The following is a 20350-nucleotide window of genomic DNA, read 5'->3' as shown; positions in this document are numbered from 1 at the left end:
GTGAAACACCGGCCGACGCGCCCTTTACGACACGCTCATGCCTTTGCAAAGCCCGCCTTGGCCCTCGGAGCGGCCAGCGGCGGCGTCCTTTAATCCATCAAGGCAGCAGGTCCAGCGCCTGCAGATAGGCAGGCTGGCGCATGAGCTCGTCCCAGGGCTGGGGCACGGTCTCCGGCAGCAGGGCCACGCGGCGCGATTCGCTGTCGGCATCGGGCTGCCAGCGGCCGCTGCGCTGCGCGGCCTCCATGCCCGCCAGCAGCTCGTCCACATGCTCGCCCAGGCCCAGGCTCTGGTTGCACAGCAGCACCATGTCGCAGCCCGCCTCCAGCGCGGCCAGGGCCGCGTCGGTATAGCCGATGAGCTGGCCGTCGATGCGGCGCGCGCCCTCCATGCTCAAGTCGTCGCTGAAGATGGCGCCGTCGTAGCGCAGGCGGCTGCGCAGAATGTCCTTGAGCCACTTGGCGGAAAAACCTGCCGGGCGCTTGTCGACCTTGGGGTAGATCACATGGGCCGGCATCACGGCCGTGAGCACGCTGGACAACCAGGGGTAGGGCGCGGCGTCCTCGCCCAGGATGGCGGTGAGGCTGCGGCCATCGACCGGAATGTCCACATGCGAATCGGCCTTGACGAAGCCGTGGCCGGGAAAGTGCTTGCCGCAGTTGCCCATGCCGGCCTGCAGCAGGCCGTGCATGAGGCTGCGGGCCAGCGCGGCCACCACGCGCGGGTCGCGATGGAAGCTGCGGTCGCCGATGACGCTGCTGGCACCATAGTCAAGATCCAGCACCGGGGTGAAGCTGAAATCCACGCCGCAGGCACGCAGCTCGGTGCCCAGCACGTAGCCGGCCGCCGTGGCGGCATTCATGGCGGCCAGGGCGCCGCTGCCTTCACGGTGCTTGCCGCCCTTGCCGTCGTCCATCCACATCTGGCCGAAGGCGCGCATGGGCGGCAGGTGCGTGAAGCCGTCGGCGCGAAAACGCTGCACGCGCCCGCCCTCATGGTCCACGCAGATCAGCAAATCGGGCCTGACCGCCTTGATATCGGCGCACAGCTGCACCAGCTGATCGCGGCTTTCCCAGTTGCGGGCAAAGAGGATGATGCCGCCGACCAGCGGATGCGCCAGGCGCTGGCGATCCACATCGGTGAGTGCCTTGCCGGCGATGTCGATGATGAGGGGTGCGTGCTCGGTCATGCCGGGAGTTCCTATGAATCCTGTGGAGTCAAAAAAGCCAGCGTCACGCTGGCCGGGTGTCAGGCGCGGCGCTCTACCACGCAGAAGCTGGCGGCGTAGTCGCTCTCGTCGGTCACGGACAGGTGCACCTGCAGGTTGCGTGCCTCGAACCATTCCTTGAGCGCGCCATGCAGCACGATGGCAGGCTGGCCGCTGGGCAGTTTGACGACCTCGCAGCTGCGCCAGGTCATGGGCATGACCATGCCCATGCCTATGGCCTTGGAAAAGGCCTCCTTGGCGGAAAAGCGCGTGGCCACGAAGCGGATGCCGCGCTCGGGCCAGCGCGCGCGGCGGGCACGCCAGGTGGCCAGTTCGCCCTCGGCCAGCACCTTCTCGGCGAAACGGTCGCCATGGCGCTCCAGGCTGGCGCGGATGCGGCGCACGTCGCAGATGTCGGTACCGATGCCGTAGATCATGGATTCGCTCCGCGAAGGAATCAGGCGCCCCGGCGCGCCACCATGCCCTGGTCTATGCACTGCTGGTAGGCGCGCACGGTTTCGGCATAGCCCAGCTCCAATGCGTCGGCGATCAGCGCATGGCCGATGGAGACTTCGAGCAGGCCCGGCACGCGCGCGACGAAGGCGGCCAGGTTGTCGCGGCTGAGGTCGTGGCCGGCATTGATGCCCAGCCCGGCATCCAAAGCCGCCTGGGCCGCCGCCGCATAGGCCTGCAGCTGGGCTTCCTGGTCTGCCGTGCCCCACGCCGCCGCATAGGGCTCGGTGTACAGCTCGACCCGGTCGGCGCCCACGGCGCGCGCAGCGGCCATCTGCGCGGGCACGGGGTCCATGAACAGGCTGACGCGCACGCCCAGCTGGCGGCATTCGGCAATCAGCGGCTCCAGGCGCTCGGCGTCCTGCGGGAAGTTCCAGCCATGGTCGCTGGTGAACTGGTCCTCGCTGTCGGGCACGAAGGTGGCCTGGTGCGGGCGCGTGTCGCGGATGAAGTCCATGAGGTTCTGCGTCGGGTTGCCCTCGATGTTGAACTCCGCCTGCGGCCAGTGTTTCATCAGCGCATGCAGTTCATGGACATCCTCGCTGCGGATATGGCGCTGGTCGGGACGCGGATGGATGGTGATGCCCTGGGCACCGGCCTCCAGGCAGATGCGCGCGGCACGCGTCACGCTGGGAATGCCCAGGTGGCGCGTGTTGCGCAGCAGCGCAACCTTGTTGACATTGACCGACAGCGCCGTGCGCTGCGAAGCGTGGGAAAGATTCATAGCGATTGCAGATCCATCATCAGCTGGCGGGTGCGCAGCATGGGACTGCCGCAATGGTATTGCAGCAGGGCCCTCAGTTGGGGCTTGAGGGCCAGCGCCTGCTCGGGTTGGGCCACCACATGCAGCGTGGCATTGAAGGCCTGCCGGGCCTGCAGCGCACTTTCAATGGCCTGCCATTGCGCAGCGCCCAGCACGGCGCGCTCGCCCTGCAGCGCCGGGCGCAGGCCGCCTTCGGCCACCAGCGCATAGCGGCGGCCTTCGGCCAGCGGCGCCAGCGTGGCGCTTTCCTCATTCAAGGCGGGCAGATGGCCCAGTTCGCGCAGCAGCAGCAGCTCGAAGGTGCGCAGCACGGGCTCGATGGCATCACCGTGCTGGCCCGCCAGCACGCGCACCACGCCGGCATAGATGTCGAACAGCGCCGCATAGGGATCGTCTCGCGCCAGCAGGCGCATCAGCAGTTCGTTGAGGTACAGGCCCGACATCAGGGCGTCGCCCTGGGGCATGACATGGCCGCCCACCCACTCGGCACCCTTGAGGGTGTGGATCTCGGCATTGCCCTCGCCGCCCAGGCTGTAGCTCAGGCTCAGCGGCTGCAGCGGCAGCAGCACGGGGCGAAAGTTCGAGGTCGGTCGCTTGACGCCCTTGGCCGCCAGCGCCACGCGGCCCCGGTGCCGCGTGAAGACCTCGAGGATCAGGCTGGACTCGCTCCAGTCATAGCTGTGCAGCACATAGGCCGGCTCGTCCGAGACACGCTTGGCGCTAGCCATGGACAGAGGGCCTTGCGGGGAGGTTTCTCACTCGTAGCCGAAGGAGCGCACGCGGGCCTCGTCGTCGGCCCAGCCCGAGCGCACCTTGACCCAGACTTCGAGGAAGACCTTGGCATCCATGAGCTTTTCCAGCTCCTGGCGGGCCTCGGTGCTGATGCGCTTGAGGCGCTCGCCCTTCTCTCCGATGATCATGGCCTTGTGTCCGTCGCGCTCGACCACGATGGTCGCCGCCACGCGGATGAAGCGCTTGTGCTGCTTGCTGGCCTCTTCCTCGAACTTGTCGATGACCACCGTGGAGGTGTAGGGCAGCTCGTCGCCCGTGAAGCGGAACAGCTTCTCGCGCACGGTTTCCGAGGCGAGGAACTTCTCGCTGCGGTCGGTCAGCTCGTCGGGCGCATACATCCAGTCCTGCTCGGGCAGGTATTTCTCGCAGATGCCGAACAGGCGCTCGATGTCACCCTTGCTCTTGGCCGACATGGGCACGAACTCGGCAAACGGATGGCGCTCCTGCATGCTCTTGAGCCAGGGGGCGATCTCGGCACGGCGGCCCACGGTATCGAGCTTGTTGGCGATCAGCAGCGTGGGAATGCCGGGCTTGAACAGCGACAGCACCTTGGCATCGGCCAGCGTGAACTGGCCGGCTTCCACGACGAACAGGATCAGGTCCACGTCGCCGATGGCGCCCATCACGGTCTTGTTGAGCGACTTGTTCAGCGCCGTGCTGTGCTTGGTCTGGAAACCCGGTGTATCGACGAAGATGAACTGCGTCGCGGCGCGCGAGCGAATGCCCGTGATGCGGTGGCGCGTGGTCTGCGCCTTGCGCGAAGTGATGCTGATCTTCTGACCCACCAGCGCATTCATCAGCGTGGACTTGCCCACATTGGGCTTGCCGACGATGGCGATCAGGCCGCAGCGCTGCGGGCCTGTCGGCACCTCGGGCGCCTGGGCTTCCTCAGGGGTGGATGCCGTGCGCGCTGCGCCGGCGCCGGGCTTGGCCGCAGCCAGCAGGGCATCGAGTTCGGCGGCGGTCTGTGCCGGCGCCGGAGGTTTGTCTTGGTTCATGCGTGTCTTGCTTTCAATAGTTCCAGCATGGCTGTGGCAGCCGTCTGCTCTGCGGCTCTGCGCGAGGCACCCGTTCCCCGGGCCTGCAGCTGCAGCTCGGCAATCGCGCAAGCCACTTCAAAGGTCTGGCGGTGGGCGGCGCCCGTGGTGGCGACCACCTCGTACTGCGGCAGCTTCATGCGCCGTCCCTGCAGCCATTCCTGCAGGGCCGTCTTCGCATCCTTTTCGGCTGCACGCATGTGGGGGTTGATGTCCACGCCTTCGAAAAGATGGTGTACCACCTTCTCGCCCGCAGCGTAGCCGGCATCCAGATAGACCGCGCCGATCAGGGCCTCGACCGCATCGGCCAGGATGGAGGGGCGTTGCTTGCCGCCCGACTTGGATTCACCCTCGCCCAGGCGCAGCAGATCGGGCAACTGCAGCCTCAGCGCGATCTGGTGCAGCGTGCCTTCCTTGACCAGGTTGGCGCGCACGCGGGACAGATCGCCCTCGGGCATGGAACTGAGCCGCTGGTAGAGCAGGCTGGAAATGGCAAGGTTCAGCACCGAGTCGCCGAGGAATTCCAGGCGCTCGTTGTTGTCTGCCGAGAAGCTGCGGTGCGTGACGGCACGCTGCAGCAATGCAGGCTCGGCAAATTGATGCTGCAGCCTCAGCTGCAGCGCATTCAGTAAGGGAGGCACCTATTGGGTCTGCTTCTTAAAACGGTAAGTCAGGTAGGCGGGGCCCACGAGATGGATCTCGCGCGAATACTCGAACCCCACCACCACGCGGTCATTGATCTTGGTCACTTCGAGATCACCCCCCTTGACGGACGTGAAGTCATCGATAGCGGCGGAACGCTCGAAGTTGGCCCTCACCTCGGCCACGGAATTTCCCTCGCGGGCCGCCTTGTTGGTCGCCTTGACGATGGCCTGATACTCCAGGAAGACCGGCAAGGATTGTGCGCCCACGGCCACCACGCACACGCCCAGTGCCACCATAAACACCAGTCCCAGAAAGGACAGGCCACGCTGGCGCGAACGCCGGTTGTTCGATGTCAACATGCTTTTTCCTCCTCCGATGCGAATCCCTCGCACATGCCCGGTCCGATCCGGACCCCAGGCATGCACATGATCAATGGAAGCTGCCGATGCGCTTGAAATCCCCGAAGTTCATCCAGACGAAGAAAGCCCGGCCCACGATGTTCTTGTCGGGCACAAAGCCCCAGTAGCGGGAATCCAGCGAATTGTCGCGGTTGTCGCCCATCATGAAGTACTGGCCCTCCGGCACCTTGCAGGTGATGCCCTCGACGCTGTAGCGGCAGTTCTCGCGGAACTCGAAGCCGCTGGCGCCCTGGATGAAGGCGGGCACGTCCTGGTTCACGATCATGCGGTGCGGCTTGTCGCCCAGCGCCTCCTCGTACTGCTTGAAGTAGCGCATCGCATCCTTGTCGAAGAAGTCAGGCAGTGCATTGACCGGGACTTCCTTGCCATTGATCGTCAGCCGCTTGTTCAGGTAGGCGATCTCGTCGCCCGGCAGGCCCACCACCCGCTTGATGTAGTCAAGGCTGGGCTGGGGCGGGTAGCGGAACACCACCACATCGCCACGCTGCAGCGGCGTTCCCTGCGTGATCTTGGTGTTGATCACCGGCAGGCGCACGCCATAGGTGAACTTGTTCACCAGGATCAGGTCGCCCACGAGCAGCGTGGGGATCATGGAGCCCGACGGGATCTTGAACGGCTCGAACAGGAACGAGCGCAGCACGAAGACGATCGCGATCACCGGGAACAGGCCTGCCGTCCAGTCCAGCCACCAGGGCTGCATGAGGATGCGGCCCTTGGCCTCTTCCGACACCTCGATGTCGGTCTTGGCGATGCCCATGCGGTCGAGTTCTGCGCGGCGCGCCACGGCAGCCTCCTCGATGGCCACGGCAGCGCGGCGGCGGCGCGGCAGGAAGTACAACCGTTCCGCCACCCAGTACAGGCCCGTGACCACGGTGGCCAGGAACAGCAGCAGCGCGAAGTTGCCCTCGATGAAGCCTGTGTACCAGGCGCCGATATAGCCCACGAAGGCCGCGAGTACGACGGCCGTAATCCATTGCATGGCTTGCATCAATCCTCCACTTGCAGGATGGCCAGGAAGGCCTCCTGGGGCACTTCCACCGATCCGATCTGCTTCATGCGCTTCTTGCCGGCCTTTTGCTTTTCCAGCAGCTTGCGCTTGCGGGTGATGTCGCCGCCGTAGCACTTGGCCAGCACGTTCTTGCGCATGGCCTTGACGGTTTCCCGCGCGATGATGTTGGCACCGATGGCGGCCTGGATGGCCACATCGAACATCTGGCGGCTGATGATCTCGCGCATCTTGGCCACCACGGCCCGGCCGCGGTACGTGGCCTGCGAGCGGTGCACGATGATGGACAACGCATCGACCTTCTCGCCATTGAGCAGGATGTCCACCTTCACCACGTCGGAGGCGCGGTACTCCTTGAACTCATAGTCCATGGAGGCGTAGCCGCGCGACACCGACTTGAGCTTGTCGAAGAAGTCCAGCACGATTTCGCCCAGCGGCATCTCATAGGTGAGCATCACCTGGCGGCCGTGGTACTGCATGTTGATCTGCACGCCGCGCTTTTGGTTGGCCAGCGTCATCACCGGGCCCACATAGTCCTGGGGCATGTACAGGTGGACAGTGACGATGGGCTCGCGCACTTCCTCGATCCGGCCGGCATCGGGCATCTTGGACGGGTTCTCGACCTGGATGACCTCGCCATCGCCCTTGACCACTTCGTAGACCACGCTGGGCGCGGTGGTGATCAGGTCCTGGTCGAATTCGCGCTCCAGACGCTCCTGCACGATTTCCATGTGCAGCAGGCCCAGGAAGCCGCAGCGAAAGCCAAAGCCCAGCGCCTGCGAGACTTCAGGCTCGAACTGCAGGGACGAATCGTTGAGCTGCAGCTTCTCCAGCGCATCACGCAGCTGGTCGTACTCGCTGGCTTCGGTGGGATACAGGCCCGCGAACACCTGGGGCTTGATTTCCTTGAAGCCGGGCAGCGCCACGGTGGCGGGGCCCAGGTTGTTGGGAAGCTTCTTTTCCAGCGTGATGGTGTCGCCCACCTTGGCCGCCTTGAGCTCCTTGATACCGGCGATGATGTAGCCCACCTCGCCTGCGCGCAGCGCATCGCGCGGCACGTCGGCCGGGGTGAACACGCCCAGGTTGTTGGCTTCATAGGCAGCGCCCGAGGCCATCATCTTGAAGCGCTCGCCACGCTTGAGTTCACCATCGACCACGCGCACCAGCATCACGACGCCCACATAGGTGTCGAACCAGCTGTCGATGATCATGGCGCGCAGTTGGCCATTGGGATCGCCCTTGGGCGGCGGCACCTTGGCAACCACGGCCTCCAGGATCTCGTCGATGCCCATGCCGGTCTTGGCCGAGCAGGGAATGGCATCGCTGGCATCGATGCCGATGACATCCTCGATCTCGGCCTTGGCGTTGTCAGGATCGGCCTGCGGCAGATCCATCTTGTTGAGAACAGCCGTCACCTCCACGCCGAGCTCCAGCGCGGTATAGCAGTTGGCCACGGTCTGCGCCTCGACGCCCTGCGAGGCATCCACCACCAGCAGCGCTCCCTCGCAGGCCGACAGCGAACGCGAGACTTCGTACGAGAAGTCCACGTGGCCGGGCGTGTCGATGAGGTTGAGGTTGTAGACCTGGCCATCCTTGGCCTTGTACTGCAGGGCTGCGGTCTGCGCCTTGATGGTGATGCCGCGCTCTTTCTCGATATCCATCGAGTCCAGCACCTGGGCTTCCATGTCACGGTCAGCCAGGCCTCCGCAACGCTGGATGAGGCGGTCAGCCAGCGTCGACTTGCCATGGTCGATGTGCGCAATGATGGAAAAATTTCTGATGTGGTTCATCAACGAGAAGGACTGCTAGTGAAGGTGGAAAACGACAGGGCCGGCGCACAAGAAAAAAGGGCGCGTCCATGAACGACGCGCCCCGAACCAACAATCTCTGGCAACTGCGATAGTTGGGACTTTATTGTAGGCAAAAAGGGCTGAAAACCAAGCCCTGACAAGGCCTGCAAAGGTCCGGGCTTGATCTGTCACAATTATTTATCAACAGTTTATCAACAGAACCGCCGAGCCATTTCTCGCCCGTCGATCACCGGATAGTGCGGTGCTTTTGCACCGCAACAATCCCCTTTGAAAACAGGTTTCTGACGCCTTGAGCCGTCACGCTTTGGTAGGGCATTTTACCCAATGCCCCAAGGGGCATGGGCGGCTCCGGGTCAGGATTCCGAGGGTATTCCCCAGGAACCGGAAAACCGCCCTCCCCCGCAGCTCAGCGCGCCGGACGGATCAGCACGTACTGCGCCCATTCGCCACGGCGCACCAGCAGGTTCACCGGCTTGCTCTTGTCCACCTTGGCCAGCGTGGCCTCGAAGCTCTTGAGCCCCGTGATCTCGACATTGGCCAGCTGCAGGATCACGTCGCCTTCGCGCAGGCCCGCGCGTGCCGCGGCCTCGACAGCCGCCGTCACGCGCACGCCGCCCTTGATGCCCAGCTCCTTCTTCTGGGCATCCGTGAGCTCGGCCAGCGTCAGGCCCAGCGGCTGGGAAACCAGGGTGCTGCCCTTGCCGGAGGACTTTGCCTGCGGGGCGGCGCCGTCGGGCTCGACCTCGGCGATCACCATGGTCAGATCCTTGGCAGCACCGCGACGGAACACCGTGATGGTGCTGCGTGTTCCGGGCTTGGTATTGCCTACCAGGCGCGGCAGGTCGGCCACCTTGTCGATGGCCTTGCCGTCGAACTTGATGATCACGTCACCGGCCTCGACGCCCGCCTTGGCAGCGGGCGAATCCGACTCGACGGCCGAGACCAGCGCGCCCTGCGCCTTGCCCAGGCCGATGGATTCGGCAATATCCTTGGTGACCGGGCCGATCTGCACGCCAATGCGGCCTCGCGTGACCTTGCCGGTGGCGCGCAACTGGTCGCTGACACGCACGGCCTCATCGATCGGAATCGCGAAGCTGATGCCCATGAAGCCGCCGGAGCGCGAATAGATCTGGCTGTTGATGCCCACGACCTCACCGCGCATATTCAGCAACGGGCCGCCCGAGTTGCCGGGGTTGATGGCCACATCGGTCTGGATGAAGGGCAGATAGTCACCCGTGTCGCGCTGCTTGGCGCTGACAATGCCTGCAGTGACGGAGTTGTCGAGACCGAAGGGCGAACCGATGGCCATCACCCACTCGCCGACCTTGAGGCGGTTCACGTCGCCGATCTTCACGGCAGGCAGCCCAGTGGCGTCGATCTTGACCACGGCCACGTCGGTGCGCTTGTCGCTGCCGACGATCTTGGCCTTGAACTCGCGCTTGTCGGTCAGCGTGACGATGACTTCGTCAGCGCCTTCGACCACGTGGGCATTGGTCATCACAAAGCCATCGGCCGTCAGGATGAAGCCGGAGCCCACGCCGCGCGGCTGCTCCTCGTCAGGCTGCGAACGCGGCTGTGGACGCTGGCGCGGCACATTGGGCACGGGCAGGCCGAAGCGGCGGAAGAATTCGAGCATGTCCTCGTCCATGCCCAGCGCCTCGGCGGAGTTGGCCGACACCTTCTCCAGCGTGCGGATGTTGACCACGGAAGGGCCGACCTGCTCGACCAGATCGGTGAAGTCCGGCAGCCCCCGCACCACGGCGCCACTTTGCGCATGGGCGGCACTCACCGGCACCAGCATTCCTGCGCCGCCTGCAGCCAGCGCCAGAACGCCGGCCAGTGCGCAGGACTGCAGCGTCTTCCATCGAACAGTGGTCATGGTCATCCTTTCCATCTCAATCATTACGTTGCCCCGACGCCATCGCGCCAAGGCGGTTTGTTCGGACACATGGCAGCCGACTTGCTTTCGGACGAACGTCACATTCTGGCGCAGTCCTGGCGAGCATCGGCCAGACGATGGCTCAGAAGCCTGAAAGACACGGTTAGTTCCCGAATCGGCAGCATGCATGGGGCGCGAGCCGCCGTGCATGGAGCACAAATGACTGCACCCGCGTCCATTTCAATGCCGAAAGGCTGAACGCGGGTGCAAAAGAAGGCAGGAGAGCAATGCTCTCCTGTGAGATTCAGCGCTGGTTGGCGCGCGGTGCCGAGGCGAAGTTGGCGTTGCGCAGGAAGCTGGCGGGCATCTGCAACGTGGCCGGCCCACTGTATTGCGGATGCGAGGCCAGCAGCGCATCCAGGCGCGGATCGCGCAGCATCACGCTCTGCCCGTAGGGTCCGGCCACCGCCACGACCGAGGAAGACTGGGCCGTATCGCCAAGCGGGAAGTCCTGGGCATTGCCAGCCACCGCAACCGGCGCCGACGGAGCACCCGACTCAAGGGCAGCCAGGGCCCGGCCCGGCGCGGCGCCGGGTCCGGCAGGCGCGCCCAGCATCACGCTCCAACCAATGGCGGCCACGGCCGCCACGGAGGCAAAGCCCGCCGCCATCTTCCAGCGGAATACCGAAGCATTGGCCGCATCGCGCAGCGGCGCGCCATTGATCACAGCCCGGTCCTGCGCCGGATGCGCGATTTGCGCCAGCTCTTCAGTAGCCACCGAGACCAGGGGACGGCGAGGCTCGTTGGCCAGTTGGGCGCGGATTCCGGAGAGCACATCGTGCCGGCTGTGATGTGCCAATTCAGGGGAACGCAGCACATCGCCCACGAGGTGGTACATGCGCCACTCCTGCTGGCCTGCATCGCTTTCCGCATAGGCCAGCACGGCCTGCAACTCTGCGGCAGAGAGTTCACCATCAGCCAATGCCGACAATTGTTCGCGCTTCGTCAGATCGTCATTCATGATCAATCACCTGCTTGTCTGCTCTGAGACCCTGTACCCAAAAAATGCGCCACCGGCAGCCACGACCCATCACGACTACCAACGCTTGCCCGACTGGCGCTCCAGCAAAGGCTTGACCCTGGCTGAAATCGCTTCCCGTGCGCGAAAAATGCGTGAGCGCACGGTGCCGATGGGGCAACCCATGGCGTTCGAGATTTCCTCGTAGCTCAGACCTTCGATTTCCCGCAACGTGACAGCTTGTCGGAGATCCTCGGGCAAAGCCTCCATGGCGGCGTTGACTGCCTGGGCAATTTCCTGGGCCGCCAGGATCGTTTCGGGCGTTTCTTCGGTGGTTAGTTCCTGGCTGACCCGGGAAGTTTCATCATCGTCATCCCCGTTGTGTAACGCGCTTTCGGTGATCAACGGCGAGCGCTTCATGTCCAGCAGCGCCTTCTTGGCGGTATTCACGGCAATGCGGTACAGCCAGGTATAGAACTGGGCATCCCCCCGAAACTGGTGCAGGGCACGATAGGCGCGGATGAAGGTTTCCTGCGCAATGTCCGGCACCAGGTCCACGTCGCGCACCATGCGGCCGATGAGGCGCTCGATGCGGCGCTGGTACTTGATGACCAGTAGCTCGAAGGCCCGCATGTCTCCTGCGTTGGTGCGCTCGACCAGAGCCAGGTCGCTATCGGCAGAAGAAGGCGGGAATTCGGGAGGCGTCATGAAATCGGTGAAGACGGGCCGCAGCGGCCCTGGCGCAGTCATTGCGCCCGTTCTGTAGGTCTGGCCGGGGAATATACAGCACGCCGCAAATCACCCCAGGTTTCCGGACTCTGCCTGCACAACAGCAGCAGCCAGCGGGAGCCGCGCCAATGCGCGGGCCCCGCCGGCACCATGGAAACCATGGGACGGACCTGCACCCACAACCACGGCCCACCATCGGCCCGCACCTGCAGCCGCACCGGCTGCGCCGCCTGGCCCGGGTCCGCCGCGCCGATCGACCACTGCACGCCATCCCAGGCGATGAAACCTTGACCCAGGCTGTGCCATCCATGCCACATGCCTGCAGCACTGACCAGGCAAACCGCAACGGCCACGGCGGCAGGCCACCACCCTGACTGGAGATTCAAGACCCATGCCCGCAAAAGCATGGCGGCCAGCAGCCAAAGCGCAAAAAGACACGCTGCGACGGTGCGCGATGGCTTCAGCGGATGGCGAACTGCGGGCGGCGCATGGCGAGACGGCATGCCTGCAGTGTCGCAAAACCGCAGCATGGCCGGCATTTATCCCGCATTCACCTTGCACATGCGTGAAATAAAAAAGCCCGCCTCCTTGCGGGGCGGGCTTTTCATGTGCGTTGCGCAGGCCTCAGATTCGCTTGAACACCAGCGTACCGTTGGTGCCTCCGAAGCCGAAGTTGTTCTTCACCGCCACCTCGATAGTCGCGTCCCGTGCCGTATTGGCGCAGTAGTCGAGATCGCACTCCGGGTCCTGGTTGTCCAGGTTGATGGTCGGAGGAATCTTTTGCTCGTGCAGTGCCAGCACGGTGAAGACGCTCTCGATGCCACCGGCACCGCCCAGCAGGTGACCTGTCATGGACTTGGTCGAACTGACAACGATGTTCTTGGCGTGATCGCCCAGAGCCGCCTTGATGGCATTCGTCTCGTTGAGGTCGCCCAGCGGCGTGGAAGTGCCGTGCGCGTTCAAATAGTCGATCTGGTCGGCATTGATGCCGGCATTTCGCAAAGCTGCCAGCATGGCGCGGCGCGGGCCGTCCATGTTGGGTGCCGTCATGTGGCCGGCGTCGGCACTCATGCCGTAGCCGCACAGTTCGGCGTAGATCTTGGCACCGCGGGCCTTGGCATGCTCGTACTCTTCCAGCACCAGCACGCCCGCGCCTTCGCCCAGCACGAAGCCGTCGCGGTCCTTGTCCCAGGGGCGCGAAGCAGCCTTGGGATCATCATTGCGCGTGGACAGGGCGCGCATGGCGGCAAAGCCGCCGACGCCCAGGGGGGAGACCGTGGCTTCCGTGCCACCAGCCACCACCACATCGGCATCGCCGTATTCGATCATGCGTCCTGCCTCGCCTATGCAGTGCAGCCCGGTCGTGCAGGCAGTCACCACGGCAAGATTCGGCCCCTTGAAGCCGAAGCGCATGGACACATGGCCAGCCACCATGTTGATGATGGAGGCAGGCACGAAGAACGGCGTGATGCGGCGCGGTCCGCGCGCAGCCAGTTCCGCGTGGGTGTTCTCGATCAGCGGCAAGCCGCCGATGCCCGAACCGATCACACAGCCGATGCGCGTGGCCAGATCATCCGACAAGGCCTCGCCCGTGGGCAGACCTGAGTCCTGCACGGCTTGCGCCGCAGCAGCGATGCCGTAATGGATGAAGGTGTCCATGGAGCGCGCATCCTTGGCGCTCATGTACGACTCCACATCGAATCCCTTGACCTCACCCGCAATCTTGCAGGCAAAGTTCGAGGCATCGAACTTGGTGATGAGGTCAATGCCGGACTGGCCGGCCAAAAGATTGGCCCAGGCGTCGCCCACCGTGTTACCCACGGGGGAGATGCAACCCAGGCCGGTCACGACAACGCGACGACGGCTCATGCGTAAAACCTTCTGCTGATCGCTCGGGTCAGGGCCCTATCAGGCCTTCTGGTGGGTGTTGGCGTAGTCGATGGCGTTTTGCACCGTCGTGATCTTTTCCGCGTCTTCGTCGGGGATCTCGATGCCGAATTCATCTTCCAGGGCCATCACCAGCTCCACCGTGTCCAGGGAGTCAGCACCCAGATCAGCCACGAAGGCCTTTTCGTTGGTGACTTGAGACTCTTCAACGCCGAGTTGTTCGGCAATGATTTTTTTGACACGTGCTTCGATATCGCTCATGGTTTCCCTCTGGGGGTTGTGAATGAACCCGCGATTCTAGCTGCTTCGGGCCTCAGGCCCTCTTCAGCCGGCCGTCGCGAGGAAACGGCCTCTTCGGTTGCAAGCAACGCCGGCTTCTGGCAGGGGTCTGCCCGCAGCCGCCGCAGCACTTACATGTACATGCCGCCGTTGACGTGCAATTCCTGGCCGGTGACGTATCCCGCACCCGCAGATGCGAGGTAGGCCACGGCATGGGCGATGTCGCTGGGCTGGCCCAGATCGCCCATGGCGATCTGCGATTTGAGGGCGTTCTTCTGCTCTTCGGGCAGCTCCGCCGTCATGTCGGTGGCAATGAAGCCGGGCGCCACGCAGTTGACCGTGATGCCGCGGCTGCCCAGTTCACGGGCCAGCGCACGCGTCATGCCGGCAACGCCGGCCTTGGCGGCCGCATAGTTGGCCTGGCCGGGGTTGCCGGAGGCGCCGACGACGCTGGTGATGTTGATGATGCGGCCAAAACGCTGCTTCATCATGGGCCGAATGGCCGTACGGCTGACTCGGAAAACCGCCTTGAGATTGGTGTCAATCACCGCATCCCAGTCGTCGTCCTTCATGCGCATGGCCAGGGTGTCGCGTGTGATGCCGGCGTTGTTGACCAGCACATGCAGACCGCCGTCATTCTTGACGATGCTGTCGATCAGGGCATCGACGGCCGCCCCATCCGTGACATTGAGGTTCACGCCACGGCAGCCCTCATGGGCCGACAGGGCCTGGCCGATCTTTTCCGCGCCACCGTCGGTGGTGGCCGTGCCGATCACGCGGTAGCCGCGCGCTGCCAGCTCCTGGGCAATGGCAGCACCAATGCCACGCGAGGCACCCGTCACCAGGGCAACCTGGGGCTTGTTCTGGTTGTCAGTCATGCGAGGGATTCTTTCACGTCGGCCAGCGTGGCCGGATCATAGAGGGCAGCGGCCGTCAGGTCCGTGTCAATCCGCTTGGTCAGGCCCATCAGCACCTTGCCGGGACCGCACTCGACGAGATGCACGATGCCGCGCGCCTTCATGGCCTGCACGCATTCCACCCAGCGCACAGGGCCAAAGGCCTGGCGATAAAGCGCATCGCGGATGGCGTCGGCGTCTTGCTCGACCGCCACGTCGATATTGTTGAGCACGGGAATCTGCGGCGCAGCCAGCGCAGTGGCAGCCAGCGCCGCCTTGAGCTTTTCGGCCGCAGGCTTCATCAGGCTGGAATGGAACGGCGCCGACACGGGCAACGGCAGGGCGCGCTTGGCGCCTGCGGCCTTGAGGGCTTCGCAGGCCTTTTCGACAGCAGCCTTGCTGCCGGCGATCACGGTCTGCGAAGGATCGTTGAAGTTGACGGCTTCGACGACTTCGGCGCCACCCAGTGCGGCCGTGACCTCGGCGCAGCCTGCGCGCACCTTGTCGGCGTCCAGGCCCAGGATGGCCGCCATGGCGCCCGTGCCCACGGGCACGGCCTCCTGCATGGCTGCAGCACGCAGGCGCACCAGCGGGGCAGCCTGGGCCAGCGTCAGCACGCCCGAGGCGACCAGGGCGGAATACTCGCCCAGCGAATGACCTGCCACGGCATCGGGCAGCGCGCCGCCTTCGGCCTGCCACACGCGCCAGGCGGCCACACCGGCCACCAGCATCACGGGCTGGGTGTTGGTGGTGAGCGCCAGGGCTTCCTTCGGTCCTTGCTGGATCAGCTGGCCGATGTTTTCACCCAGCGCCTCGGAGGCTTCGGCCAGCGTCTGCGCCACCACAGGATGGTCACCCCATCCGTCAAGCATGCCTACCGATTGCGAACCCTGGCCGGGAAAGACGAATGCAAACTTCTTCATATTTTCAAAAATAAAAGCCGCGCCATGGGAGCCTGCCGACAGGCAGACATCCCGCATCACATCTTGAGAAGCACCGCACCCCAGGTGAAGCCACCGCCCACGCCTTCCAGCAGCACGGTCTGCCCGGGCTTGACCTGGCCATTGCGCACGCCGTGGTCCAGCGCCAGCGGGATCGAGGCGGCCGAGGTATTGCCATGCTGGTCCACGGTCACCACCACCTTGTCCATGGACAGCTTGAGCTTGCGCGCCGTGCTTTGCATGATGCGGATGTTGGCCTGGTGGGGGATCAGCCAGTCGATATCGGCATCGGTGAGCCCGGCCTTGTCCAGCGTCGCGCGGGCGGCCTTTTCCAGCACGCCGACCGCCAGCTTGAACACGGCCTGTCCATCCATCTTCAGCAGCGGATCGCCGAGCACCTGTCCGCCGGACACATTGCCCGGCACGCAGAGGATGCCCACATGCTTGCCATCGGCATGCAGGTCGGACGCCAGGATGCCAGGCTGCTCGGACGCCTCCAGCACCACCGCGCCGGCGCCGTCGCCGAACAGCACGCAGGTCGTGCGGTCGTTGAAATCAAGGATGCGGCTGAAGACTTCGGAACCCACCACCAGCGCGCGGCTTGCGGCGCCGGACTGGATCATGGCATCGGCCACCGTGAGAGCGTAGACAAAGCCGCTGCACACAGCCTGCACGTCAAAGGCCGCGCAGCCATTGGCTCCGAGCTTGTTCTGCAGGATGCAGGCCGTGGACGGGAAGACCATGTCGGGCGTCGAGGTGGCGACGATGATCAGGTCGATGTCCTGTGGCTGGCAGCCAGCGGCCTCCAGCGCCTTCTTCGACGCCTCCAGGGCCAGATCGCTGCTGGCCACGTCGGGCGCGGCAAAGTGGCGGGCATGGATGCCGGTGCGCTCGACGATCCACTCGTCCGAGGTCTCGATGCCACGCTGGGCCAGTTCGGCTGCCAGATCGTGATTGGTGAGTCGGCGGGGTGGCAGGTAGCTGCCCGTGCCGGTGATGCGTGCGTAGCGTCTCATCTGTATTAGGGCGCCGACGGTCCCGATTCCGACTGCGCAGCCAGCAAAAGAGGCAGGGCTGCGGAGATGCGGGTACGGACACGGTCGAGCAGGTTGTTGCGGGCCGCATCATACGCGCGGTTCAGCGCGTGCTCGAAAGCCAAGGCATCGGCCGACCCATGGCTTTTGAACACCAGCCCGCGAAGGCCCAGCAGCGCCGCACCGTTGTGACGCCGATGGTCCACGCGATTCATCAGCGCAGTTAGCACCGGATAGGCAACGATTGCCGCCATTTTGGTGAAGATGTTGCGCTTGAACTCCTGCTTGAGGGCATTGGAGATCATGGACGCCACCCCTTCGGAAGACTTGAGGGCCACGTTGCCCACAAAGCCGTCACAGACCACGACCTGGGTCGTGCCCTTGAAGATATCGTTGCCTTCGACGTTTCCGTAGAAGTTCAGGTGACCGGCCTTGCCGGCCGCGCGCAACAGTTCGCCCGCACGCTTGATGACTTCGCTGCCCTTGATCTGCTCTTCGCCGATATTGAGCAGGCCCACCGAAGGCGTCTCTTCGTTGTTCAGCGCGGACACCAGGGCCGAGCCCATGACGGCGAACTGCAGCAGATGCTCGGCCGAGCAATCCACGTTGGCACCCAGGTCCAGCACCGTGGTGGCACCACCCTTGGCATTGGGCAATTGGGGAGCGATGGCGGGGCGATCGATGCCATCCAGCGTCTTGAGCAGGTAGCGCGAGATGGCCATCAGCGCACCCGTATTTCCAGCAGACACGGCAGCAGCAGCCTGGCCATCCTTGACCTGCTGGATGGCGACGCGCATCGAGGAATCCTTCTTCCTGCGCAGCGCCACCTCGATCGGGTCATCCATGCCGACGACTTCCGAGGCCGGCACCACGCTGGCGCGCTCATGCGCAAAGCCAGCCAGCGCATCGGGCTGGCCGACCAGCAGCAGCCGGGCGTCGGAATGGGAATCGAGGAACTGGCGGCACGCCGCGAGCGTGACGCGGGGGCCGTGATCACCCCCCATGCAGTCAACGGCCAAAGTGATCATGAGCGACTGGCAAGCCTGTTGCAAGGCCTGGAAAGATAGGAACGGCCATCAGAAAAAACAAAAGCCCGCGCTACGAAAACTGTAGCCGCGGGCTCTGCGGGAACGGTCGAAGGTCAGGCTTCGGACTTGTTCTTCAGCACTTGACGACCGCGGTACACGCCGTTGGGGCTGATGTGGTGACGCAGGTGGGTTTCACCCGTGGTGGGTTCCACGGCGATGCCAGGCACATTCAGTGCATTGTGCGAACGGTGCATACCGCGCTTGGAGGGGGACTTCTTGTTCTGCTGAACAGCCATGATGGCTCCTGTGTATCTGAAAAGGGTTGGTAAAAAACGCGATCAGCCCATTAAAGACACGAGGGGGTTTCGCGCGAAGCCCTTGATTATAGCGCAATCGCTTTTCCCGGCCTCGACCTTTTTTCCGGGCATCTCGATCAGTCTGCGGATTTGCCCACATCCAGGCCGCGAAGCACGGAGAACGGATTGGGCTTGTCCTCGATGGCCTGCTCGAAGTCCGCGTCGCTGGACTGCATGCTCACAGACTCGGGGCAGGCATCGTGACGCGGCACCACGGGCAGTTCCATGAGCAACTCGTCCTCTATGAGTTCGAGCAGATTGAACTCGCGGCTGAGCACCAGCAGGTCCTCATCGCTTTCATCGTCCTCGGACTCGGCTGTGGCTTCATCCGCAACAAAGCGAAAAGACCGATCAACCTGCAGGGTGATGGGCGCCAGGGCCAGGCAGCGCTGGCACACCATGGGCACGACGGCATCGGCCTGCAGATGCAGCCACACCTGACCGGGGCCACCGGTCTGCTCGACCAGCTCGCCGTCCGCCTGCCAGTGCACCTGGCCGTGCGTGTCACCGGCATCCGGCTGCGCATCCTGGGCCAGACGCGGGAAGACTGACAGTGTTGTCTGGTCCTGGAGATGGCCCTGCGATTGCGCGAAAGCGCGAACATCGAGGCGGGCCGCAGAAAATTCCTTGCTCATGCGGGCAGTGTAAGAGAATCCGGGCATGCAAGCTCCCCACCCCGCCTTAGCCCAGGCTCCCGGCCTGGCGCGTCCCCTGATCCTTGGCTCCACCTCACGCTACCGCCGCGAACTCCTGGAGCGGCTGCGGCTGCCATTCCAGACCGTCTCCCCGGAAGTCGATGAAACACCTCTGGCCGGGGAGACACCGCACGCCCTTTCCCTGCGCCTGGCCCTGGCCAAGGCCCGAGCCGTGGCTGCGCTGCACCCGGGCGCCGTTGTCATCGGCTCCGACCAGGTGCCCGAGCTCGATGGCCTGCCGCTGTCCAAGCCCGGCAACCATGAACGCGCCACCGAACAGTTGCGCCAGATGAGCGGGCGCCAGATGAATTTCCACACTGCCGTGAGCGTGGTCTGCCGGGAAACCGGCTTCTCCGAGACCGACGTGGTGACGGTCCAGGTGCGCTTTCGCGATCTCAACGATGCGGAAATCGAGCGCTACCTGCGCGCCGAGCAGCCTTATGACTGCGCAGGCAGCGCCAAGAGCGAGGGCCTGGGCATTGCCCTGCTCGACGCCATCGTCAGCGACGATCCCACGGCACTGATCGGCCTTCCGCTGATCCGCACATGCCAGTTGCTGCGCGCCGCAGGAGCTGTGCTGCCATGAGCGATGCCATCACCAAGCCCCTGACAGGAACGCTCTACCTGGTGCCCGCGCCGCTGGACTTCGGCTGCGATGAGCAAACGCCGCTGACGCAGGTCCTGCCCGATGGGACACTGCGCACCGCTGCGCGGCTGACCCACTGGATCTGCGAAAACGCCAAGAGCACACGCGCCTATCTCAAGCGCATCGACGCGCTGCATGCACTGGCCCAGCCCTTGCAGGCCCAGCAGATCACGGAGCTGCCGCGCGAGGCCCACAAGAAGGGGGACCATGGCGACAAGGGTGCCGCGGTCTTTGACGCCAAGCCACTGCTCGCCCCCTTGCTGGCCGGACACGACATGGGACTGGTCAGCGAGGCCGGAATGCCCGCCGTGGCCGACCCCGGCAGCTCCATCGTGCGCGCCGCGCACGATTTGGGCATACATGTCGTGCCGCTGGTCGGACCCGTATCGCTGCTGCTGGCGCTGGCCGCCAGCGGGCTCAACGGACAGAACTATGCCTTTGTGGGCTACCTGCCCCAGGACGCTGGCGGGCGGGTGCAGCGCATCAAGGAGCTTGAAGCCCTGGCATTGCGCCAAGGCCAGACCCAGCAGTTCATAGAGACGCCCTACCGCAACGCCGCGCTGTGGCAGGCCTTGCTGCAGACGCTGCAACCCCATACCCGTTTGGCGTTGGCCTGCGGCCTGACACTGGAGAGCGCCCGCATCGAAAGCCGGCTGGTGCGCGAATGGCGCCAGCACAAGGAAGCGCCGGACAACCGCACGCCGGTGGTGTTCTCCATCGGCCGCTGAAGCCGCCCACCAGCGAAAAAGCCCGCCTTCTTGTCGAAGGC

Annotated in this window: 23 protein-coding genes; 2 read left to right on the top strand and 21 right to left on the bottom strand. The window is 64.5% G+C overall.

Annotation, left to right across the window (positions count from 1 at the left end):
- Positions 1 to 97: 97 nt before the first annotated feature.
- The 21 genes from nagZ to ACFPFG_RS25795 form a co-directional block, all read right to left on the bottom strand.
- Positions 98 to 1189, bottom strand: coding sequence for a beta-N-acetylhexosaminidase (gene nagZ, locus ACFPFG_RS25895; protein ID WP_197955410.1), 1092 nt, complete (start codon positions 1187 to 1189; stop codon positions 98 to 100).
- A gap of 59 nt (positions 1190 to 1248) precedes the next feature.
- Entirely contained in the window at positions 1249 to 1644 is a 396-nt protein-coding gene (acpS, locus tag ACFPFG_RS25890) for a holo-ACP synthase (protein WP_013801000.1), read from the bottom strand.
- Positions 1645 to 1664: 20 nt separating this feature from the next.
- A complete protein-coding gene (locus ACFPFG_RS25885; protein ID WP_183019841.1) occupies positions 1665 to 2444 on the bottom strand; it encodes a pyridoxine 5'-phosphate synthase in 780 nt (259 codons plus the stop codon).
- Positions 2441 to 3211 (bottom strand): DNA repair protein RecO, encoded by a 771-nt coding sequence (gene recO, locus ACFPFG_RS25880; protein WP_012207058.1) that lies wholly within the window; start codon positions 3209 to 3211, stop codon positions 2441 to 2443. The genes ACFPFG_RS25885 and recO overlap by 4 nt, the downstream gene beginning before the upstream one ends.
- 27 nt (positions 3212 to 3238) lie before the next feature.
- Positions 3239 to 4273, bottom strand: coding sequence for a GTPase Era (gene era / locus ACFPFG_RS25875; RefSeq protein ID WP_183019842.1), 1035 nt, complete (start codon positions 4271 to 4273; stop codon positions 3239 to 3241).
- Positions 4270 to 4953 carry a ribonuclease III gene (gene rnc, locus ACFPFG_RS25870; RefSeq protein ID WP_012207060.1) on the bottom strand — a complete coding sequence of 228 codons (684 nt, stop codon included), beginning with the start codon at positions 4951 to 4953 and terminating at the stop codon, positions 4270 to 4272. Before rnc ends, era begins: the two co-directional genes overlap by 4 nt.
- Positions 4954 to 5316 carry a DUF4845 domain-containing protein gene (locus tag ACFPFG_RS25865; protein WP_197955408.1) on the bottom strand — a complete coding sequence of 121 codons (363 nt, stop codon included), beginning with the start codon at positions 5314 to 5316 and terminating at the stop codon, positions 4954 to 4956.
- Between the two features lie 70 nt (positions 5317 to 5386).
- On the bottom strand, positions 5387 to 6364 hold the full coding sequence (gene lepB / locus ACFPFG_RS25860) for a signal peptidase I (protein ID WP_183019844.1): 978 nt from the start codon (positions 6362 to 6364) through the stop codon (positions 5387 to 5389).
- The gene (gene lepA / locus ACFPFG_RS25855; RefSeq protein WP_183019845.1) at positions 6364 to 8172 is read right to left on the bottom strand and encodes a translation elongation factor 4; all 1809 of its coding nucleotides are present in this window, start codon (positions 8170 to 8172) and stop codon (positions 6364 to 6366) included. Before lepA ends, lepB begins: the two co-directional genes overlap by 1 nt.
- Before the next feature lie 427 nt (positions 8173 to 8599).
- A complete protein-coding gene (locus ACFPFG_RS25850; RefSeq protein WP_183019846.1) occupies positions 8600 to 10072 on the bottom strand; it encodes a DegQ family serine endoprotease in 1473 nt (490 codons plus the stop codon).
- 304 nt (positions 10073 to 10376) lie between these two features.
- The gene (locus ACFPFG_RS25845) at positions 10377 to 11093 is read right to left on the bottom strand and encodes a sigma-E factor negative regulatory protein (RefSeq protein WP_183019847.1); all 717 of its coding nucleotides are present in this window, start codon (positions 11091 to 11093) and stop codon (positions 10377 to 10379) included.
- A 75-nt stretch (positions 11094 to 11168) separates the two neighbouring features.
- A complete protein-coding gene (gene rpoE, locus ACFPFG_RS25840) occupies positions 11169 to 11798 on the bottom strand; it encodes an RNA polymerase sigma factor RpoE (RefSeq protein ID WP_043783676.1) in 630 nt (209 codons plus the stop codon).
- A gap of 38 nt (positions 11799 to 11836) precedes the next feature.
- Complete coding sequence (locus tag ACFPFG_RS25835; protein ID WP_183019848.1) at positions 11837 to 12358, bottom strand: hypothetical protein; 522 nt, start codon at positions 12356 to 12358, stop codon at positions 11837 to 11839.
- Between the two features lie 85 nt (positions 12359 to 12443).
- Positions 12444 to 13688, bottom strand: coding sequence for a beta-ketoacyl-ACP synthase II (fabF, locus tag ACFPFG_RS25830; RefSeq protein WP_183019849.1), 1245 nt, complete (start codon positions 13686 to 13688; stop codon positions 12444 to 12446).
- A 39-nt stretch (positions 13689 to 13727) separates the two neighbouring features.
- Complete coding sequence (gene acpP, locus ACFPFG_RS25825) at positions 13728 to 13967, bottom strand: acyl carrier protein (protein WP_003058049.1); 240 nt, start codon at positions 13965 to 13967, stop codon at positions 13728 to 13730.
- Positions 13968 to 14116: 149 nt separating this feature from the next.
- On the bottom strand, positions 14117 to 14863 hold the full coding sequence (fabG, locus tag ACFPFG_RS25820; protein ID WP_013800993.1) for a 3-oxoacyl-ACP reductase FabG: 747 nt from the start codon (positions 14861 to 14863) through the stop codon (positions 14117 to 14119).
- Positions 14860 to 15804, bottom strand: a complete 945-nt coding sequence (gene fabD / locus ACFPFG_RS25815; protein ID WP_380108809.1) for an ACP S-malonyltransferase — start codon at positions 15802 to 15804, stop codon at positions 14860 to 14862. The genes fabG and fabD overlap by 4 nt, the downstream gene beginning before the upstream one ends.
- Positions 15805 to 15860: 56 nt before the next feature.
- Positions 15861 to 16838 carry a beta-ketoacyl-ACP synthase III gene (locus ACFPFG_RS25810; protein ID WP_012207070.1) on the bottom strand — a complete coding sequence of 326 codons (978 nt, stop codon included), beginning with the start codon at positions 16836 to 16838 and terminating at the stop codon, positions 15861 to 15863.
- A gap of 5 nt (positions 16839 to 16843) precedes the next feature.
- Positions 16844 to 17884, bottom strand: a complete 1041-nt coding sequence (plsX, locus tag ACFPFG_RS25805) for a phosphate acyltransferase PlsX (RefSeq protein WP_380108806.1) — start codon at positions 17882 to 17884, stop codon at positions 16844 to 16846.
- A gap of 113 nt (positions 17885 to 17997) precedes the next feature.
- The gene (gene rpmF / locus ACFPFG_RS25800; protein WP_012207072.1) at positions 17998 to 18180 is read right to left on the bottom strand and encodes a 50S ribosomal protein L32; all 183 of its coding nucleotides are present in this window, start codon (positions 18178 to 18180) and stop codon (positions 17998 to 18000) included.
- Positions 18181 to 18317: 137 nt separating this feature from the next.
- The gene (locus ACFPFG_RS25795) at positions 18318 to 18875 is read right to left on the bottom strand and encodes a YceD family protein (protein ID WP_380108804.1); all 558 of its coding nucleotides are present in this window, start codon (positions 18873 to 18875) and stop codon (positions 18318 to 18320) included.
- Between the two features lie 25 nt (positions 18876 to 18900).
- On the opposite strand from ACFPFG_RS25795, the gene ACFPFG_RS25790 reads away from it, so the two are divergent.
- Together ACFPFG_RS25790 and ACFPFG_RS25785 are read left to right on the top strand one after the other, a co-directional pair.
- Positions 18901 to 19521 carry a Maf family nucleotide pyrophosphatase gene (locus ACFPFG_RS25790; RefSeq protein WP_380108802.1) on the top strand — a complete coding sequence of 207 codons (621 nt, stop codon included), beginning with the start codon at positions 18901 to 18903 and terminating at the stop codon, positions 19519 to 19521.
- On the top strand, positions 19518 to 20309 hold the full coding sequence (locus ACFPFG_RS25785) for an SAM-dependent methyltransferase (RefSeq protein ID WP_380108800.1): 792 nt from the start codon (positions 19518 to 19520) through the stop codon (positions 20307 to 20309). The genes ACFPFG_RS25790 and ACFPFG_RS25785 overlap by 4 nt, the downstream gene beginning before the upstream one ends.
- Positions 20310 to 20350 lie beyond the last annotated feature (41 nt).

Source organism: Delftia deserti (assembly GCF_042653485.1).
GTDB lineage: Bacteria > Pseudomonadota > Gammaproteobacteria > Burkholderiales > Burkholderiaceae_C > Comamonas > Comamonas acidovorans.
This window is presented reverse-complemented; position numbering and strand designations above follow the sequence as displayed.

Coding starts and splice junctions, on each gene's coding strand:
- ACFPFG_RS25865 (WP_197955408.1), bottom strand. CDS start 5,316: ATGTTGACATCGAACAACCGGCGTTCGCGCCAGCGTGGCCTGTCCTTT.
- acpP (WP_003058049.1), bottom strand. CDS start 13,967: ATGAGCGATATCGAAGCACGTGTCAAAAAAATCATTGCCGAACAACTC.
- plsX (WP_380108806.1), bottom strand. CDS start 17,884: ATGATCACTTTGGCCGTTGACTGCATGGGGGGTGATCACGGCCCCCGC.
- fabD (WP_380108809.1), bottom strand. CDS start 15,804: ATGAAGAAGTTTGCATTCGTCTTTCCCGGCCAGGGTTCGCAATCGGTA.
- ACFPFG_RS25845 (WP_183019847.1), bottom strand. CDS start 11,093: ATGAATGACGATCTGACGAAGCGCGAACAATTGTCGGCATTGGCTGAT.
- rpoE (WP_043783676.1), bottom strand. CDS start 11,798: ATGACGCCTCCCGAATTCCCGCCTTCTTCTGCCGATAGCGACCTGGCT.
- era (WP_183019842.1), bottom strand. CDS start 4,273: ATGAACCAAGACAAACCTCCGGCGCCGGCACAGACCGCCGCCGAACTC.
- nagZ (WP_197955410.1), bottom strand. CDS start 1,189: ATGACCGAGCACGCACCCCTCATCATCGACATCGCCGGCAAGGCACTC.
- ACFPFG_RS25835 (WP_183019848.1), bottom strand. CDS start 12,358: ATGCCGGCCATGCTGCGGTTTTGCGACACTGCAGGCATGCCGTCTCGC.
- acpS (WP_013801000.1), bottom strand. CDS start 1,644: ATGATCTACGGCATCGGTACCGACATCTGCGACGTGCGCCGCATCCGC.
- lepB (WP_183019844.1), bottom strand. CDS start 6,364: ATGCAAGCCATGCAATGGATTACGGCCGTCGTACTCGCGGCCTTCGTG.
- ACFPFG_RS25810 (WP_012207070.1), bottom strand. CDS start 16,838: ATGAGACGCTACGCACGCATCACCGGCACGGGCAGCTACCTGCCACCC.
- ACFPFG_RS25785 (WP_380108800.1), top strand. CDS start 19,518: ATGAGCGATGCCATCACCAAGCCCCTGACAGGAACGCTCTACCTGGTG.
- ACFPFG_RS25885 (WP_183019841.1), bottom strand. CDS start 2,444: ATGAATCTTTCCCACGCTTCGCAGCGCACGGCGCTGTCGGTCAATGTC.
- rpmF (WP_012207072.1), bottom strand. CDS start 18,180: ATGGCTGTTCAGCAGAACAAGAAGTCCCCCTCCAAGCGCGGTATGCAC.
- fabF (WP_183019849.1), bottom strand. CDS start 13,688: ATGAGCCGTCGTCGCGTTGTCGTGACCGGCCTGGGTTGCATCTCCCCC.
- ACFPFG_RS25790 (WP_380108802.1), top strand. CDS start 18,901: ATGCAAGCTCCCCACCCCGCCTTAGCCCAGGCTCCCGGCCTGGCGCGT.
- lepA (WP_183019845.1), bottom strand. CDS start 8,172: ATGAACCACATCAGAAATTTTTCCATCATTGCGCACATCGACCATGGC.
- recO (WP_012207058.1), bottom strand. CDS start 3,211: ATGGCTAGCGCCAAGCGTGTCTCGGACGAGCCGGCCTATGTGCTGCAC.
- ACFPFG_RS25795 (WP_380108804.1), bottom strand. CDS start 18,875: ATGAGCAAGGAATTTTCTGCGGCCCGCCTCGATGTTCGCGCTTTCGCG.
- fabG (WP_013800993.1), bottom strand. CDS start 14,863: ATGACTGACAACCAGAACAAGCCCCAGGTTGCCCTGGTGACGGGTGCC.
- ACFPFG_RS25850 (WP_183019846.1), bottom strand. CDS start 10,072: ATGACCACTGTTCGATGGAAGACGCTGCAGTCCTGCGCACTGGCCGGC.